This window comes from Thermofilaceae archaeon, assembly GCA_038731975.1.
Lineage (GTDB): Archaea > Thermoproteota > Thermoprotei > Thermofilales > Thermofilaceae > JANXEW01.
The window spans coordinates 1-16,227 of sequence record JAVYQJ010000015.1 but is presented as its reverse complement, the minus strand read 5'-3'; the positions used below and the strand labels follow the sequence as shown (position 1 = coordinate 16,227).

The following is a 16,227-nucleotide window of genomic DNA, read 5'->3' as shown; positions in this document are numbered from 1 at the left end:
ATTATAAAGTAAGAGGAAATGTTTATAAGGGAGACAGTATTTCATGAATATGATGGGGCAGGAAAGACCTGCCGAGGCTAAGGTTGAGCGGGTTCGCGTTTTAACGCCCCCGCTCCTGGTGACTGTGATTATCCTCACGATCGGCAGCGAGATCTTCACTATCTGGTTTAGGTCGCTGACTACGAAGATGTGGACTTACACTGGCTGGTTCATCGGAGCCTTCTACATCGTCCTCATCATGCAGCTGCTGGGGATGCTCAGCCCCAAGCTGAGGCTCAGCCCCGGCCAGCAGCTTATACTCCTCCTCCCGTTCTGGTACGCGGCCGGCAAAGCCTTCATGATAACGGGCGCAGGCGGCGAAAACTGGCATGAGATGCTGTACCCGATCTGGTCCTTCCTCATCAGAGGGTTGAGGGAGCCCGCGCTGAGGACGTACACTTGGGATCTCACGCCCTCACTTATAGCTCCCAAGGATCTAACCGAGCTGGACAAGATCTGGAGGGGCTTGATGCCCGGCGAGGTGATCAACTGGGGGCCGTGGATGGCGCCCATCGCGTTCTGGAGCCTCTGGCTGATCGTTACAACCCTCATCATCGTAATCCTCGTCTACACCGTGATCGGCCCCCAGACGGTTGAAGTCGAGAGGCTCGTCTACCCGATGAGCGTCCCAGCCACCGTCCTTCTCACGAACGCTGGCACGTGGGTTGAGGTTGGAGGTAAAGCCAGGTCGAAGCTCTTCGACCTAACCGATACGAGGATGAGGATCTTCTGGGTATCCTTCGTCGTTGGAGCCCTCTTCCTATCTATGATCCCACTGCTAATGGAGGTTCTACCCGTGGTTCCCGTGCTCGGAGCGTTCCTCTGGGGCGAGATACCTCTCTCGCTTCAGACGTGGTTCAACACAGCTGCAGTACTCCCTGGCGGTCACTTCTACGCTGTCTTCATAATCCACCAGGCGATCCTCATGACGCTGCTCCCCTACGACGTCCTTATAACGCCTGTGATCATCTGGCTGATCGTCTACCTCATCTACGTCCCACTGGGAGTTCGGATGGGCTTCCTCCCGTACACACCGGGCGTCGAGGGGTGGGCGAACTGGTACTACGGCTACATGCCTCCGTTCCCGTTCGCAGCTTTCGCGATCTACGGCATGTCACTCGGTCTAGGATTGTTAACGCTCTGGGAGGCGAGAGGTACAGTTGCGAGGGCCTTGAAGGGTGGAGTCGAGCTCCCGGTCAAGCAGCTGCTCTACTTGTTTGCTGGCCTCTTCATCGTTTGGCTGGCTTTGTGGACTGCGGCTGGCGCGAACCCCGTAATGATGGTCTACTTCTTCATCCTCTTCATCCTCTGGCAGATCTCCATCGTAAGGTACTACGCCGAAATCTGGTGGCACCCTCCGGTTATTCACGATACCTACTACCTGCTGATCTGGCCGGTGGGGGCTTCTATAGGCGCGTGGGCCAGCGTGCCGGCTCAGAGCAACCAAGCCCTCTACATCCAGAACATGGCGCTGCTCGTGCACGGATGCTGGGCCGCTTACAGGCAGAACCCGTGGAACATGGGCTTTACAGCTCACACCTACAAGTGGGCTCGCGACCTTAACGTCAACTTGAGGGATGTGATGCTAGCGCTGTTCGCCATCGCAGTCGTCGGTTGGCCTGTCGCCTTCATCTTCGACGTGTGGTGGCTGTACCACGGCGGAGGCTACGTCAAGCTGAATGAGGGTACCTACGGCTGGCCGGTTGACGTTGCTCTCAACCAGGGGGTCCGCGGTCTCACGCACTTCAGCTCTCTGCTGGAGATACCGTTCTGGCAGCACGGCGTAATGGCACTGCTCGGCATCCTCCTAGTTTTCGCGATCTACTTCCTCAGGATGAGGTTCGCCTGGTTCATGATCAACCCAACCGCCGTGGCAATGACCTTATGGCTCGTCGAGTTCATATGGCTTGCCGCCCTCGTCGCTCTCATCGCCAAGTACCTGGGCATCAGGATCTTCGGCGCTAGGAGGTACGAGGAGTACGCCTCCTACGTGGCTGCAGGCCTCTGCTGGGGCTTGGGAGCGGGCTACATCATCGGCGGCTTCTACGACTTGTTCCTCGGAGTGCTGCCGAAGTTCTACGCGTTCTTCGTGCCATAGGGTGGGCGGAGTGAGGATCCATCTGGTCGTGCTCGCCCTCCTCCCCCTGCTCGTTGTGCCTAGCTCAGCGCTACTAGCCGCCCTGTCCACCTCTTACGCGCTGGGACCCGCTGCACCCCTGCTCGCCCAGGCGACGAAAGTGTACCTGCTCTACGTGCGGGAGGCTGGAGACAGCTGGGTGAGCAAAGACCTGTTTGCAAGCTACCTCTCAACCCACTTGAAGAGCCTCGGGATCGGCTTCGAGGTGGTAAAGAGCATTGATGATTGGGAGAGGCTTGTCGATCAAGCACCCGAGAACATCGTGGTCGTTAACTGCCACGGCGAGGTGATGCCAATCCCGACCAAGTACGGCGACAACTACACGGCCTTCTACCTCGACCTGGCTAGGAACCTGAGGGAGAAGGGCTGGGTTCTCGTGGTCCCCATCGGCTTGACCACGTGGCTCATCGGGAACGAGAAGACCGTTGGCTACACCAACACCGTTGATGGACCCAGCGTCTCCGCGTTCAGGAGGGCCATGGGCCTTCCGCCAATCAACCCGTGGTGCGACGCTACAGCGAGGGTCTCCGACCTCGGTAGAAAAGTCATGGCCGTCACCATGCCCACGCTGGGCATGGCCGTCCCCGAAACCATCGGGGCTGCGAGAGCTTTTGCCACCAACGCGACACCAGCCTGGTTCTTCTACAAGGTGCCGGAGGACGTGAAGAGCTGGGATGGGCTACCTTTCTACGCCATGGCCGCTTGGAAGGTTGGGAGGGGGCTTCTCGTCTGGGGAGGCTTAAGCGGGGGAGAGGAGGCCAAGAAAGCCGCCATCACAGCTTCAGTGGTAGCGTACATTCTAGACCCAACGATCGCTGAGAGACCGCCACCCCCACCGCCACTATTCACCCCTGAGACGGTGTACATGGCGGTGATCGCCATCGCCATCCTCATCCTGCTCGGCGTCCTCGGCGTGATCCTGATCAAGGCTCGCGCTAAACCGGCTCAACCGCCCGCGAAGCCCGGCTAACCTAAAAATATGAACTGAAAAAATAATTTTTACCTTTTTCTTTTCAATCCCTTTCTTCCGCAAGGTTTTTCTCCCGCTGTTTTCGGGGACTGCGCATGCCTAGGCCAGCGATGGGGCTTTTGCTGAGGAGCGAAGCTGAGGATGTCCACTCCAGGGCTCTCGAGCTCCTCTCTAAGGTTGGCATTCTTTTCGAGGACAAGGAGGTGGAGGCACTCGTAAGATCCGCCGGCTGCGAGGTTAAGGATGGGAGAGTTCTGATACCGGAGGAACTGGTGAAGGAAGCTCTACTGAAGGCTCCCCGGAGGTTCGCCCTCTACGATCGGGACGGGAACTACGTTGCAACGCTGGGCGAGGGGGCGCTTATCTTCAACCCTGGTTCAGCGGCGGTGCGGATCCTGGACTACGGCGCGGGGGGGCCTCGCCCACCGACCCTGGACGACTTGAGGAAGTTCGTGACGCTGGCCGACGCTCTGGAGCACATCAGGGCTCAGAGCACGGCCCTCGTGCCGAAGGACGTCCCAGTGGAGGTGAGCGACGCGGAGCGCCTCTACGTGGTTCTCAAGTACTCGCGTAAGCCTGTGGTCACGGGGGGCTTCACGGTCGAGAACGTCCCCCTGATGGTCGAGATGCTCGCCGCCGTGCGCCCCGACTACAGGGAGAGGCCCTTCGCGATCTTCGACGTCTGCCCCTCACCGCCGCTGGCGTGGAGCTCGATCACGTCGAGGAACCTTGTAGACTTAGCCCGGCTCGGAGTGCCGGCTGAGCTCATCTCGATGCCCGGGATCGGGGCGAACGCCCCCGTCACCGTCTACGGGGCTTTGATCCAGCACCACGCTGAAGTGCTGAGCGGCGTGGTGATTGCGCAGCTCGCCTCGCCCGGGGCTAAGGTGATCTACGGCGGCTCACCCACGCTCGTTCACCCGCGCTTCGGGACCGCGCTAATCGCCGCGCCGGAGGCCGTCCTCGTGAGCTTGGCGTACAGGGATATGGCGAGGCTCGTGGAGCTGCCCAGCCACACCTACATGGCGATCTCCGACGCGAAGGTCCCGGACTTCCAGGCGGGCGCTGAAGCCGGGTTTACCGCAGCGCTGGCCGCGCTCGCGGGTTTCGACGTGGTTTCGGGGCCCGGGATGCTGGAGTTCGAGAGCACCCAATCGATGGAGAAGCTGGTCCTCGACAACGAGGTGTGCGGGCTGGCGCGGAGGCTGGTGAGCGGCTTCGGGCTTGGCGGAGAGGAGGTGGAAGTGATCAGCGAGGTTATCCGGTCTAGGCGCGGGAACTTCCTCTCGCACAGGCACACGCTGGCGAATATCAGGAGGGAGGTTCACGTGCCGCGCGTCTGGGACGCTGACCCGAGCGCGCGCCGCGACCTCCTGGAGTGGGCGCACAGCGAAGTGGAGAGGCTCTTGGCGGAGCACAAGCCGCCAATCCTCGAGGGGGAGAGGCTGAAAGCCTTGGATGAAGTTCGTGCGAGGCTCTGGCAGCGGATCGGGAGGGCTCCTCCACCCATCTAGAGTTAACCTTATTTTACGTACAAGCCTCATACCCTGGAACGGTATGCCAGTCGAGTTCGAACCTTACCCCGAGTTCCTGAAGCCGGGCTACACGCCTGATCCTGAGAGCGACGTCATCGCCACCTTCCGCGTGACACCGGCCGAGGGCTTCACGGCTGAAGATGCGGCCGGAGGGGTTGCGGCCGAGAGCAGCACTGGCACGTGGACGACGCTCTACACGTGGTACGATAAGGCCAGGATCGACCGGCTGATGGGGAAGGCCTACGAGATCAAGGATCTGGGGGATGGCTCGTACCTGCTGCGCGTCGCATACCCCGTCGAGCTCTTTGAGGAGGGGAACATGCCCGGCTTTCTAGCATCGGTCGCCGGGAACATCTTCGGAATGCGGCGCGTGAAGGGGCTTAGGCTCGAGGACCTGTACCTCCCGAGGAGCTTCCTCGAGCACTTCAAGGGCCCCGGCAGGGGCGTTAGGGGCGTCAGAGAGGTGCTGAAGGTTGAGGGGAGGCCGATTGTAGGCACCGTCCCGAAGCCGAAGGTTGGCTACTCTCCCGATGAAGTCGGCAAGCTCGCCTACGAGATTCTGACCGGAGGCCTCGACTACGTCAAGGACGACGAGAACCTAGCGGGCCCGCGCTACTGCCGCTTCGAGGAGCGGGCGCGCGCGATCATGAAGGCGATCGATAGGGCGGAGAAGGAGACTGGGGAGAGGAAGGTTTGGTTCGCTAACATAACCGCGGACGTGAGGGAGATGGAGAGGAGGTTGAAGCTCGTGGCCGACTACGGCAACCCCTTCGTGATGGTGGACGTTGTTGTAACAGGCTGGTCTGCGCTCACCTACATCAGGGATCTAGCGGAGGAGCACGGCCTGGCGATACACGCCCACAGGGCCATGCACGCCGCCTTCACCAGGAACCCGTACCACGGCATCTCCATGTTCGTCCTGGCGAAGCTGTACCGCATCATTGGGGTGGATCAGCTCCACGTGGGGACACCCGAAGTTGGGAAGCTTGAGGCTAGAACCGTGGACGTGGTGAGAAACGCAAGGGTCTTGAGGGAAGCTGTCTACAAGCCGGACCCGGACGACCCCTTCAGGCTGACGCAGGCCTTCCACCACATCAAGCCCGCGCTGCCAGTCTCATCCGGCGGCCTCCACCCGGGCACTCTACCCGAAGTCATCCGAGTGATGGGCATCGACCTCGTCATCCAGGTTGGGGGAGGCGTAGTCGGCCACCCCGACGGGCCGAAGGCTGGCGCAGCAGCCACAAGGCAATCCATAGAGGCTGCAATCAAGGGGATACCGCTGCCCGAGTACGCCAGGGAGCACAAAGAACTAGCGAGAGCCCTCGAGAAGTGGGGCTTCGTCAAGCCTATATAAGCTGCTTTTTTAGTTAATTTTTTAGTTAATTAAACAAACTTCTATCTGAGCGTTCGATCGTTTAGGGAGTGGAGGAGCGTGATGCGCCTCTGTTCGTGCTGGGGTTTCGAGGGTATGCACTCCACCCCCAGCTCCCCGCAGATGCGCTCAACTAGGCGGCTGACGCTCTCCCTCCACGCGGGGCTCGTGTCAAGCGCCTGTGGGTGGCGCCGGAGGATCGGTTGCATCGACTTTTCGAGGCCGGGCTTCATCCTGAAGTAGTCGTAGTAGAGCCTTGAACCGGTCTCCTGGGCGACCCTAGCAACCTCCCTTATCGCCTCTTCACCGTCGTTCACCCCCCTGATGATGGGGCCCAGGAACACCCACGTCTCCACCCCGCTCTCCCCGAGCACCGACAGTGCTCGAGCGCGCTCAACGGGGGGAGGGGCTCTGGGCTCGATGAGCTTCGCGACCTCCGCTCTCATCGTGGTGATCGTCAAACCCACGTCCACCAGCTGCCTATGCCTTGAGAGGATGTCGATGTCCCTCAGCACGAGGGGGGACTTCGTCTGAATGCTCACCCTGAAGCCCGCGCTCAGCAGGACCTCGATCCCCCTCCTAGACAGCAGCTCCCTCGCCTCCACGGGCTGGTAGGGGTCCGTGATCGTAGAGACGCCGACGATGCCCGGATCCGCCCTCCTAACGTCCTTAGCCAGCGCCTCTACGGCGTTCTCCTTCACGTAGACGACACGGCCCCACTGCTCGGCAGCGTCCCTGTACCGGGTGAAGCAGCGGGCGTAGCAGTATAGGCAGCCGTGCTCGCAGCCGGCGTAGGGGTTGTAGGCGTAGTCCAAGTCGTAGAGGCTCGACTTCGAGAGCGCGCTCGAAACTCTCACCCTCCTGTACTCGACGCTCACAGCCAAGCCTCCAGGCGCTCCTGCCTGATCAAGCTCCTGAGGAGGGCGGACTTGTTAAGCCACACGCTCAGAGGCAGCCTCGTTGCTCTCGAGAGCCTGGCCAGAACATCATCAAGCGTGTCGTAGCGCTCCGGCTTGGACCTGAAGAGGGCTCTCACGTTCTCCCTGACGAACCAGACGCCGATTGGGAGGAAGAAGCCCTCGTAGATCTCGCGTATTAGGATCGCAACGCCCTGGAACCCCTCCCTCAGCATGTACTCGGCCGTCGCCAGCCGAGCCGCGTAATAGCAGCCCCCGAGCGAGGCGTACGTAGTCCTACCCTTAAACCCCTCCCAATCGCCCTCGACCTCTACTGTTAGACCCGGGTTCCACGTCGTGTGGGGGAACCAAGCTTCGATCCACTCGTAGCTCCACGCGCCCGGCGCCACGATGGCGATGAAGGTGTTGTGGGCGTGCTTCCGCTCGAAGAAGAGGTAGTGGTTCACGCTCCTCAACCTCCTCACCCTCTCGATGAGCCGCCGCGAGAGAGTTTCGTCCACAGCGGTGATCGACCATCGCGTTGGAACGAGCTTGCGGGACCTACCGACGCCGAGAGCGCCGACCGAGAGGGCCCGCTGGATGGCTGACACGGGGACGCCTCTCTCGTAAAGGTAGACGATCGCCTCCTCAGCCTTCAAGTCGGTGTCGTAGTACGCCTCCTCGAGAGGCTTTAGGGGCTTAGGCTCCCCGAGCAGCCTCAACGCTTCAGCGGGGGCCGCTGGGCCTAGAGGCGGGGCGAATGTGTCGAGCCTCACCACAGGCCTCGGCGGCTTGGCGAATCGAATCTCGAGGTCCACGGGCTGCGAGGAGATGGCGAGGAGCTGCAGATCCTCCAAGCCCGAAGGCCTCCTCACGTCGACTGAGACCACCCCTCTGACCAGGCTGAGCCTCATCTCCAAGACGTCCTTCAACTCGAGCCCAAGCCAGCGCTCAGGCGTGTCGTAAACGCTCGTATCTCCGCACGCCGGCGGAGCTGCAGGGGCGAGGCGGACCCGGGGGTAGCCCACGCGCCCCACGAACACCGAGGGGGGTGAAGAGCCCTCGAGGGAGTCGCCTCGCGGGGTTTTCACGGACTCGACTGCGCGCCAGAGATCAAACACGGGGCATGCGGGTTTCCCGCAGAGCCCCTTCGCCCCTCTACAAAGCAGGCACAGCGAAGCTCTACTGGACATTTCCCAATTACTGGGAGGGAAGCAACTTTTAACTGTAACGTAACATAGTTCTGTCTTTTAGAAGCGAGTTAAGGATATTAAGTCTTACCTCTAGCAAGAAGCCGGGGGCTGCCGAGCGCTTGAAGGGGCTTGAGACCCACCCTGCGGGGAGAATCAGGGGGGTCCGCCCTATGCTCGGCAGCCCCTCCCCCTCACACCATCCTCCCACACCGTAAGACTTAATACTTTTTAGCCGTCATTAACCCGTGAGGCCTCTTTGGCTGCTCCTGCTCGTCATGCCTGCTGTTCTCACTCTCGCTCAACCCACCATCTACATACTCAACGTGAGAGAATCGCAGGGGTGGTGGTCAACCCCCGAGCTCCTCACGGTAAGAATCACCGACCTGCTGGACGCTGCGCGGAAGGATCTGGCGATCGACTTTCGAGTGGAGGTCATAGACTCGATCGAGAGGTGGGAGGAGGTATTCACTGCGGCTCCGCCCAACGCTGTCATCATTAACGCGCACGGCGAGCTCGTGCCCGTTCCACCCAGGTACGGCGTCGATTGGCAGACCTTCTACCGCGACCTCGCGATGAACATCATATACAAGGGTTGGGTCTGGGTCAACCCCATCGGCTACGGCTTCTACTACGTCACCTACAACTACACTAGGACGGAAAGGGGGTGGGAGTGGTCGACTCTGACCATAGGCCCAGCTGGCCTCGACACTCTCGGCGGTTGGCTCGGCATCGTGGCTACAGCGTGGCCCGAGGCTGCGGGAGGCACGCCCACGTTGACCGACCTGGGTAGGCACGTTTTCGACGTCCTCGGCTACAACCTTCCCGATGCCCCGAACGCTCCCCGGCCGATAACCACCAATGTTCCCGCATCCTGGTACTTCTACTCTCTCGAAAGGGAGAACGTCACAGCGTACTCCTGCGTAGCCTTCCAGATCGGCAAGGGGGCCCTCTTGTGGGGCGGTTGGGCCAGTAGCCCCACCGACCAGCAGGCCATGGTGGCAGTCGCTATGACGCTGTACTACCTCTTCCCGGCCGAGATCGAGGCCGCGCAGCCAAAGCCCAAGGGCTTGAGCCCCGAGCAGGTAATCCTCATCTCCTGGGGGTTGGTGGTTGCAGTCATGGTCCTCCTGCTCGTCAGAGTGTTCCTGAGAAAGAGGGTGTGAATGAAGTCGATTTAGGCGCTTCGGGGTTTTACTCCTCTCCTTTCTAGGCTCTTAACGATCGCTACGCCGAAAATCGATCCTATTAGGCCGCCTGCAGCGTGCAGCGCTGAGAAGTAGAGGACGGGCACGCTTCCACCCATGAAGAACGCGCCGATTATCAAGCCGGCTATCCACGTTGAAACCACGCCCACTGCAGCGATGAAGGCGGGGCCGTAGCGGGCGGAGAAGCACCTGCTGTAGCCGATCGCTCTGGCGAGGAGGTCGTAGACGATGCTCGCTGCCGTGAAGCCGAGGAAGTGTAGCGCGCCGGGCCTGAGGATGAAGTTTAGGGCTGTCGCTAGTAGACCGACTAGCGTAGCTGCCCCCAGCTTCCTCGTCCACCATAGCGCTACGATCAGGGAGATCATCGCTAGGATGTCGCAGAGTATCGGTAGCCTAGTGAGCTGCCAGAAGATGGGGGCGAGCGTGGCGTTGATGATCGACCAGAAGGATGCGCTCAGCGCGATCACCGCTGCATCGGTTGCCCGCAGCTTCACGGGATGCTTAAAGTAAGCTCTTTTAAAAATCTTACTATACCATTGTCAAGGTAATACGCTAACTGTATAAGGTTGAGAGCGCCGGCCCGATCGTGCCTTTGCGCGCGGTAATCGACACGGACATCGGCGACGACATCGACGACGCCTTCGCCCTGGCTCTAGCGTGCCTCTCACCCGAGCTTGAGGTCGTAGCCGTCACGACCGTGTACGGCCAAGTGCATTCGAGGGCGCAGCTAGCTGCCAGGCTGCTGGGGGCGCTGGGTAGAGACGACATCCCCGTTGCCGCGGGCTCACCAAACCCGCTGGTCGGCAAGGGTCCCGCAACGGAGCCGGTCTACTTGGAGGGGTTGAAGGGCGTTGAGGGTCGCAGTGCTAGTATCGCGCCCCTCCACGCTGTGGACCTGCTGGAGAAGCTGGTCTCGGCCGGCGAAGTCGATGTCCTCATTACGATTGGCCCGCTAACTAACGCCGCGCTGCTGCTCTTAAAGCGACCGGATTTGGCCTCGAGGGTGAAGCTGGTCTCGATGGCCGGGGCTTACACGATGAACCTGGCAGAGTACAACGTCCGTTGCGACCCGGAAGCGGCTGCCATCGTTTTTTCAGCTGGTTGCGAGAAGGTGCTGGTGGGCCTCGATGTCACGCTGAGGTGCCAGATGACTCAGGACATGCTGCGGAGTCTCGAGGAGGGCGGGGAGGAGTACATGCGCGTCCTCTCCTCGTACACAAGAGTGTGGATGGCGAAGAGCCGCCACTTACCTGTACTGCACGACCCGCTCGCCGTCGCGGTCGCGTACGCGCCACACTTGGTCAAGCTTGAGCCCGCTCGGGTCGAGGTGGAGCTTGCGGGTCGTTTCACAAGGGGGTACACCGTGGTAGCGGGCGGCGAGCCCAACGCGCTGTTCTGCAGGGATGTCGATGCACCCCGCTTCCTGCAGCTCTTTGCCGAAAGAGTCCTGAAAAGCTAGCTGAAGAAGGCGTCGAGCGTAGAGCCGCTCTGCTTCCTCCCCCTCAATACCTTCTCGACAAACTCGTCCCTCACGGGCTCGTAGACCCTGCTGTAGAACTCCTGCGGGTCCTCGAGCACGCTGCGCGGGAAGCTCCCGACGTACTCCAGCGCCTTCCTCCAGGCCTCCTCGTAGGGGATGACGCTCTCGATGATGCGGGCAACCTGCCTATCGTAATCCTCCGGCCGCTGCGGGATCCCGCCCATCGCGAACCACCCCTCACGCGTGATGTAGGCTTCCTCACCGAGCACGCTCACCCTCTCTACGCTCTCCCTGCCACCAGCGGGCGCTCTCCTCGGTCTACCCGTGCTCTCCCTCGCTCTCGTGCGGGCGGAGGGGCCGTAGTGCTTGGCCCACGCGTAGAAGATCGCCCGGTTAAGCCCGAAGGACTTCGCCTTCTCAAGGTCCCCGGTCAGAGCGTAGTAGCGCGCCGCCTGAAGGAGCGCCATAACCTGGAACCTCCCCAGCTTTGCACCACCCCTCTCCTGAGGTTCTTCCACCTTGACCCGTGTGGAGGTCGGGCGCAGGTGGGCTAGGGCTTTCAGGGCCTCGAGAGCCAGTTGATCCGCCTCCCCGAGCACGTTGTCCCGCCACCTGGGGTTGTGCTTGAAGGAGGCGGGGTCGGCCCACGAGGGGTCGAAGTCGTCCAGCTGGTCAGGCTTGAAGCAGACAGCCACCTTATCCACCCGCCGGTGGAAGGAGAGTGGCACCGTGAAAACCCTCTTGGGGTCCATCAGGTTCTCCACCTTCAAGACCCTCCACTTCTCGGCAAGCTCCTTCAGCTGGTTCTCCAGCTTGCGGATCGTGTACTCGACGAGTAGCCGGGAGGCCGTCAGCGGGTCCGCTAAAGCGAGCGTTTTCTCCGAGAGAGCGGCCTCGTGGATGTGGACGTGAACCCCCTCCCCCGACCACTTCAGGTAGACGGACTCTCTGACACCGTGCCGCTCGAGGAAGCCAACGATCAGCTTAGCAGCCTCTACCGCGGCCTCCCAGCTGTCGAGGGTCGCGTCGATGTCCCAGCTCGGCGTCGCCGCTACGACGTTTTCGATCCTCTCGACGTCCTCGCCCGCCGCGATGCTGCGGTAGATGCAGGCGGTGGCGTAGATCGTCCTGACCCCCGCCCCGCTAAAGCTCTCGACTAGCCTCTTCACTTCGGTGGGCGTGGAAGCCGTCAGCGGCTTACCAGCCCACCACCTCACGAAGATTCTGCCATCCCTCCCCTGCCCTTCCAAAGCCAGCCAGCGACCCCTCGTGAACTCCGCGATCTCCGCGGCCACATCGTCGCGGAGGTAGTGCTCCAAGACCCTAGAGGCCACGTTTCAAGCGCGGGGGAGAGGGGATATGCCTAACGCTGCAGCGCTCGAGTCACGCTGGAGGCAAGAGCGCGCCGGCCGTCACCGCGTAATCGAGCTTCCCCAGCAGCTCCCTATCGTAGGTGACGAGCTTCGCACCCTCGAGCTCAGCTAGGGCCGCGTAGGCTGCATCGTAGATCGTCAACCCCCTCTCCAGCGCTATGCCGGCGGCGCGATCCACAAGCTCGAGGAAGCCTCTCAACTCAACCCCAACCGCTATGACGGCTCTCACGGCGTTCACGATGTCCACCTTGGATAAGCCCCTGGCGAAGCGCAGCACGTTGGCCAGCTCGACGAGCATGAAGTCGGGGGAGAGCGCGAGTAGCTCACCCCTTACGATGAGATCGCGCAGCCTGATCATCCGATCGCTTTCCTCCTCCCTCACGAACCACTTCACGACGGCGCTGGCGTCGAGGACGATCTTCACAGCTTCTCCCTGTGCTCTCTGATGATCTGCCAGGAGGGCTTATCGAGCTGTGCTCTCCTCGCGATGTCGTCCATCACGTTGACCGCCCACTCCACCTCCCTTCTCCTCACCTCCCTCTCGAGAGCCCTCCTAATCACCTCGCTCACGTTGATCCCGTACCTCTTAGCCTTCTCCCATACCTCCCTGCTGACTCTAGCGGACACCGTGACGTACTCCACGCCCGAACTCGTCGCAAGTAATATAAAAATGTTATTACACTTTTTGCATTACTCGCTTTCATGCTCTAGCGCGGATAGCGCATGGATGTAGAAGGGCTCGAGGCTCAACGGTGCCGTTCCCGCCGCTAAGAGTGGTCGACGACAACGATCGGGACCTACAAACGCCGGGGGGTTGCCGACGAAACAATTGCCCTCCCATACGTGGATAAGGGTCCGCTAGGATTTGCGAATCAACCTCCACCAGCTACATGAGCGTCTTCGACGCGCGGGGCTGGGTTATTGCGGCCTCGCACCCTGCCGTTGAAGCCTACAGTGCTCCGTGGCGAGAGTGATCGCCGATCACGCCAAAAACCGGAGTACCTCCCACAGTTGATTACCGCTCACCACGATCGGGGTAACCGCCGCATTACTCCTCGCGATCTCGTAGAGCTTGAGGAGTTGAGGCGTCATCCCAAGTGTTCCTGACTTCTGCTCGAACCACGATCACGGTGCCGCTCTTTGGCTCCCAACGGTGAACCCTCAAGGGTAAAACCGCCACCTCGCTACCAAGATCCGATGCCCCGCAGGAAAAGAAAAAGAGTTGGCACCACAGTAGCTGCAGCCATCACCCTTACAGAACCTCATCGAGCCACTAAGGGCTGTACTTTACCCAATAGGCGCGTCAACGATGAACGAAAGGTTTAAATAGCACTTCTTCCACTAATACAATCGGAGACGGCCGGCCCCGGACAACCCCCCGGGATACTTGGTTGAAACGTGCGGTGTAAATCGCGCTCAACGACGTCCAACGTACGAGGCCGCCCACGCCTTCAGCGAGTGAGGGCGGCCAGTATGGGGAACCCCCGCGGGGGTCGGGGGACACCGGCCGTCATCCATCCTTCCTTTGCAGTTAAAATGAAATACCTCACCCCATGCCGGATCCCGTGCTTGGTTTAGGCTGGCTAGCTGGTTCTCTACTCGGCTTAGTCCTGGCTGTGCTCCTGGTACTCGTGGGATTGCTGCTCATCGTGCTCGTCATTAAGGCGGTCATCATGCTGCTCCCAGCATTTCTCGTCGCGCTCGTCGTCTGGCTGATCTCTAAGGACACGCTGCTAGCGGCGATAGCGTTCCTGGCGGTGGCCATCGTGGTTCTAGCTAAGCGTTTCTAGCTCCGGGTGGGTGCTGTGGAAGCCAGTAAAGGGGGCATCGTATTCGTAGCCATGGAAATCCAGCTGGAGGGGCTGCCGACGTACGCGGGAGGCTTAGGCCTTTTAGCGGGCGATCTGCTCCAGTCAGCTGCCGATCTCGGCGTACCGTTGATCGGCGTTACGCTGGCTTACGATAGAGGTTACGTGTGGCATGAGATCGTCGATGGGAGGGTCGTGGACAGGGATGAGCCCTACGAGCCAGCAAGCTGCTGCGAGAAGCTCGACTTGAGGCTCAGGATCGATCTGAAGACGGGTCCCATCCACCTCGCTGTCTGGCGAAGGACGCTGAGGGGGGCTGGCGGCGAGGTTCCAGTCTACCTGCTGGACGCCAGGGTTCCCGAAAACCCTCCCCATCTAAGGGGGCTCACATCGAGGGTTTACATCGAGGGGAGTAGGGAGGAAAGGCTACTGAAGATGCTGTGCCTCGGGTTGGGCGCGCTTCAGCTCGTCGAGATGCTGGGTTTAAACGTTAGGAAGTTCCACCTGAACGAGAGCCACGCTGGCTTCCTGGCGATCGAGCTGCTCAAGCGAGGCGGCGACCCCGGTGAGGCGAAGAGGAGGGTAGTTTTTACGACCCACACGCCCCTGCCCCACGGCCACGAGTCCTTCAGCTACGATCTCGTTGAGAAGCACTACGATGTCCCGGAGATGGTTAAGAAGCTGAGCCCCGATAAGCTGGTGATGACTAGGGTCCTAGCGGAGCTCGCCGGCTACTACAACTGCGTCTCCCGCAAGTTCAGCCTAGTCCACCGCCTCCTCTTCCCCGGATCCAACCCGGATTACATCACGAACGGCGTCCACCACGTGCGCTGGACTCACCCAGCCGTCGCGAGCTTCTACGATAAGTGGGCTCCCGGTTGGAGGGGCGAGCCGGGCCGCCTGTACAGGGTCCTGAGCGCGCCGCTAGAGGAGGTTGTAGCGGTGAAGCAGAAGTGCAGGAAGGAGCTGGCCGAGTACGCAAGCTCGAGGGGCTACGTGAACCGCGAGCTCGACCCGAGGGCGTTCACCATCGCCGCCCGGCGGAGGATCACGGGCTACAAGCGGCTCTCTCTCATACTGAGGGATCGCGAACTCCTCGACCAGCTGGGGAAGCGGTACGGTATACAGCTGGTTTTCAGCGGCACCGTCCACCCCGACGACCAGAGTGGGAGGGAGGAGCTGTCGAGGATCCTCGACGCGATCTCAACCCTCTCTCACGTGAGGATCGCTTTCATCGGCTGGCGCGAAGCGAGCATTGAGAAGCTCACCGCCGCGGGGGCGGATCTCTGGCTCCACGTCCCGAGACCGCCGTACGAGGCTTGCGGGACCAGCTGGATGCGCGCGGCTCTGAACCTGACGCCCACGCTCGCCTCTAGGGATGGGGGGGTGCTGGAGGCCTTGATCGACGGCCACAACGGCTGGCTGTTCGGCAAAGACGTTTTATCGCCGAGCGAGCCGCTAAGCGACGAGGAGGACGCGAGGGAGCTGTACTCGAAGCTCCTGGAGATTCTGGAGCTCCGCGAGAGGAGCTACAGGGCTTACGCGCTCGTCTGCGCTAGGGCTGCAGCAACCATAGCCCCCCACTTCAACAGCCACAGGGCGCTCTGCGAGTACGTTTCCAGAGCCTATGCGTGAGGTAGCGATCGCGGTGAGCTGCTCCGGCGCGGAGAAGGTCCTCTACTACCGCTTCAAAGGTGAGCCGTTCCTGGCCGAGGCGTTAAAAGGCAGCCGGCAGCTCTACGAGTTCTTCAAAGGCCTCGTCGAGCTGGCTAGGCAGGGTTACCCGCGTTTGATCTGCGCGAAGCTTGGGACTGAGGTTGCCGCAGCAGCCGTATACACGGTGCCTGAGCGGCTCAGGGCCCGCCAGCTGGTGGAGCTGCTGAAGCTTCTGCTCCGCACCGCCGGGCTGCGCGTGCTCTTTAGATCGCTCCGCTCTGCAAGAAGTTTCTGGGCCTACGCGAAGGCATTGCGGGGTTTGGAGCCGAGCGGCCATCTGCTCTTCATTGCTTCAGCAATAGAGGGCATGGGTTACGGCTCCCTCCTCCTTAAGCTGGTAGAGAGAGCCTGCGCGAGAGCTGGCTGCAAGTGGATAGTGCTGGAGGTGCACGTAGGTAACCCGGCCGTCCGATTCTACCTTAAAAGGGGGTATAGGCCGAGAGGGTCTGTCGAGTGGCTCGGCGCTAGGTACCTGCTAATGGCTAAGCCCCTTCACTCCTAAC

At 61.1% G+C, this 16,227-nt stretch carries 15 protein-coding genes; 9 read left to right on the top strand and 6 right to left on the bottom strand.

The window, feature by feature from the left end:
• Positions 1 to 52: 52 nt before the first annotated feature.
• From QXF46_06815 to rbcL, 4 genes are all read left to right on the top strand, one after another.
• The gene (locus tag QXF46_06815) at positions 53 to 2,137 is read left to right on the top strand and encodes a DUF6785 family protein (GenBank protein MEM0226571.1); all 2,085 of its coding nucleotides are present in this window, start codon (positions 53 to 55) and stop codon (positions 2,135 to 2,137) included.
• Positions 2,138 to 2,147: 10 nt separating this feature from the next.
• The gene (locus tag QXF46_06810; GenBank protein MEM0226570.1) at positions 2,148 to 3,146 is read left to right on the top strand and encodes a hypothetical protein; all 999 of its coding nucleotides are present in this window, start codon (positions 2,148 to 2,150) and stop codon (positions 3,144 to 3,146) included.
• 89 nt (positions 3,147 to 3,235) lie between these two features.
• Positions 3,236 to 4,660 carry a trimethylamine methyltransferase family protein gene (locus tag QXF46_06805; protein MEM0226569.1) on the top strand — a complete coding sequence of 475 codons (1,425 nt, stop codon included), beginning with the start codon at positions 3,236 to 3,238 and terminating at the stop codon, positions 4,658 to 4,660.
• A 43-nt stretch (positions 4,661 to 4,703) separates the two neighbouring features.
• On the top strand, positions 4,704 to 6,035 hold the full coding sequence (rbcL, locus tag QXF46_06800; GenBank protein ID MEM0226568.1) for a type III ribulose-bisphosphate carboxylase: 1,332 nt from the start codon (positions 4,704 to 4,706) through the stop codon (positions 6,033 to 6,035).
• 41 nt (positions 6,036 to 6,076) lie between these two features.
• On the opposite strand, the gene QXF46_06795 is transcribed toward rbcL, so the two are convergent.
• Positions 6,077 to 6,931 (bottom strand): radical SAM protein, encoded by an 855-nt coding sequence (locus QXF46_06795; GenBank protein ID MEM0226567.1) that lies wholly within the window; start codon positions 6,929 to 6,931, stop codon positions 6,077 to 6,079.
• Positions 6,928 to 8,142, bottom strand: a complete 1,215-nt coding sequence (locus QXF46_06790) for an Nre family DNA repair protein (GenBank protein MEM0226566.1) — start codon at positions 8,140 to 8,142, stop codon at positions 6,928 to 6,930. Before QXF46_06790 ends, QXF46_06795 begins: the two co-directional genes overlap by 4 nt.
• Before the next feature lie 245 nt (positions 8,143 to 8,387).
• On the opposite strand from QXF46_06790, the gene QXF46_06785 reads away from it, so the two are divergent.
• On the top strand, positions 8,388 to 9,305 hold the full coding sequence (locus QXF46_06785) for a hypothetical protein (protein ID MEM0226565.1): 918 nt from the start codon (positions 8,388 to 8,390) through the stop codon (positions 9,303 to 9,305).
• Between the two features lie 11 nt (positions 9,306 to 9,316).
• Here the strand turns inward: QXF46_06785 and QXF46_06780 are convergent, their stop codons facing one another.
• Positions 9,317 to 9,841 (bottom strand): hypothetical protein, encoded by a 525-nt coding sequence (locus tag QXF46_06780; GenBank protein ID MEM0226564.1) that lies wholly within the window; start codon positions 9,839 to 9,841, stop codon positions 9,317 to 9,319.
• A gap of 92 nt (positions 9,842 to 9,933) precedes the next feature.
• Between QXF46_06780 and QXF46_06775 the strand changes: the two genes are divergently transcribed.
• Positions 9,934 to 10,806 (top strand): nucleoside hydrolase, encoded by an 873-nt coding sequence (locus QXF46_06775; protein MEM0226563.1) that lies wholly within the window; start codon positions 9,934 to 9,936, stop codon positions 10,804 to 10,806.
• On the opposite strand, the gene QXF46_06770 is transcribed toward QXF46_06775, so the two are convergent.
• From QXF46_06770 to QXF46_06760, 3 genes are read right to left on the bottom strand one after another with little or no spacing between them, the layout of a single operon-like run.
• The gene (locus tag QXF46_06770; protein ID MEM0226562.1) at positions 10,803 to 12,161 is read right to left on the bottom strand and encodes a hypothetical protein; all 1,359 of its coding nucleotides are present in this window, start codon (positions 12,159 to 12,161) and stop codon (positions 10,803 to 10,805) included. The two genes, QXF46_06775 and QXF46_06770, sit on opposite strands and share 4 nt — an antisense overlap.
• A 49-nt stretch (positions 12,162 to 12,210) precedes the next feature.
• Entirely contained in the window at positions 12,211 to 12,624 is a 414-nt protein-coding gene (locus QXF46_06765) for a type II toxin-antitoxin system VapC family toxin (GenBank protein ID MEM0226561.1), read from the bottom strand.
• On the bottom strand, positions 12,621 to 12,842 hold the full coding sequence (locus tag QXF46_06760) for a type II toxin-antitoxin system CcdA family antitoxin (GenBank protein ID MEM0226560.1): 222 nt from the start codon (positions 12,840 to 12,842) through the stop codon (positions 12,621 to 12,623). The genes QXF46_06765 and QXF46_06760 overlap by 4 nt, the downstream gene beginning before the upstream one ends.
• A gap of 923 nt (positions 12,843 to 13,765) precedes the next feature.
• On the opposite strand from QXF46_06760, the gene QXF46_06755 reads away from it, so the two are divergent.
• The 3 genes from QXF46_06755 to QXF46_06745 are packed head-to-tail and all read left to right on the top strand — an operon-like array spanning position 13,766 to position 16,226.
• On the top strand, positions 13,766 to 13,990 hold the full coding sequence (locus QXF46_06755) for a hypothetical protein (protein ID MEM0226559.1): 225 nt from the start codon (positions 13,766 to 13,768) through the stop codon (positions 13,988 to 13,990).
• 15 nt (positions 13,991 to 14,005) lie between these two features.
• Positions 14,006 to 15,643 carry an alpha-glucan family phosphorylase gene (gene glgP / locus QXF46_06750; protein MEM0226558.1) on the top strand — a complete coding sequence of 546 codons (1,638 nt, stop codon included), beginning with the start codon at positions 14,006 to 14,008 and terminating at the stop codon, positions 15,641 to 15,643.
• Between the two features lie 13 nt (positions 15,644 to 15,656).
• Entirely contained in the window at positions 15,657 to 16,226 is a 570-nt protein-coding gene (locus tag QXF46_06745; protein ID MEM0226557.1) for a GNAT family N-acetyltransferase, read from the top strand.
• Position 16,227: the final 1 nt, after the last annotated feature.

What these genes read in the sequence shown, in the direction of transcription:
- QXF46_06815 (MEM0226571.1), top strand. Translation starts at nt 53, where the DNA reads ATGGGGCAGGAAAGACCTGCCGAGGCTAAGGTTGAGCGGGTTCGCGTT.
- rbcL (MEM0226568.1), top strand. Translation starts at nt 4,704, where the DNA reads ATGCCAGTCGAGTTCGAACCTTACCCCGAGTTCCTGAAGCCGGGCTAC.
- QXF46_06790 (MEM0226566.1), bottom strand. Translation starts at nt 8,142, where the DNA reads ATGTCCAGTAGAGCTTCGCTGTGCCTGCTTTGTAGAGGGGCGAAGGGG.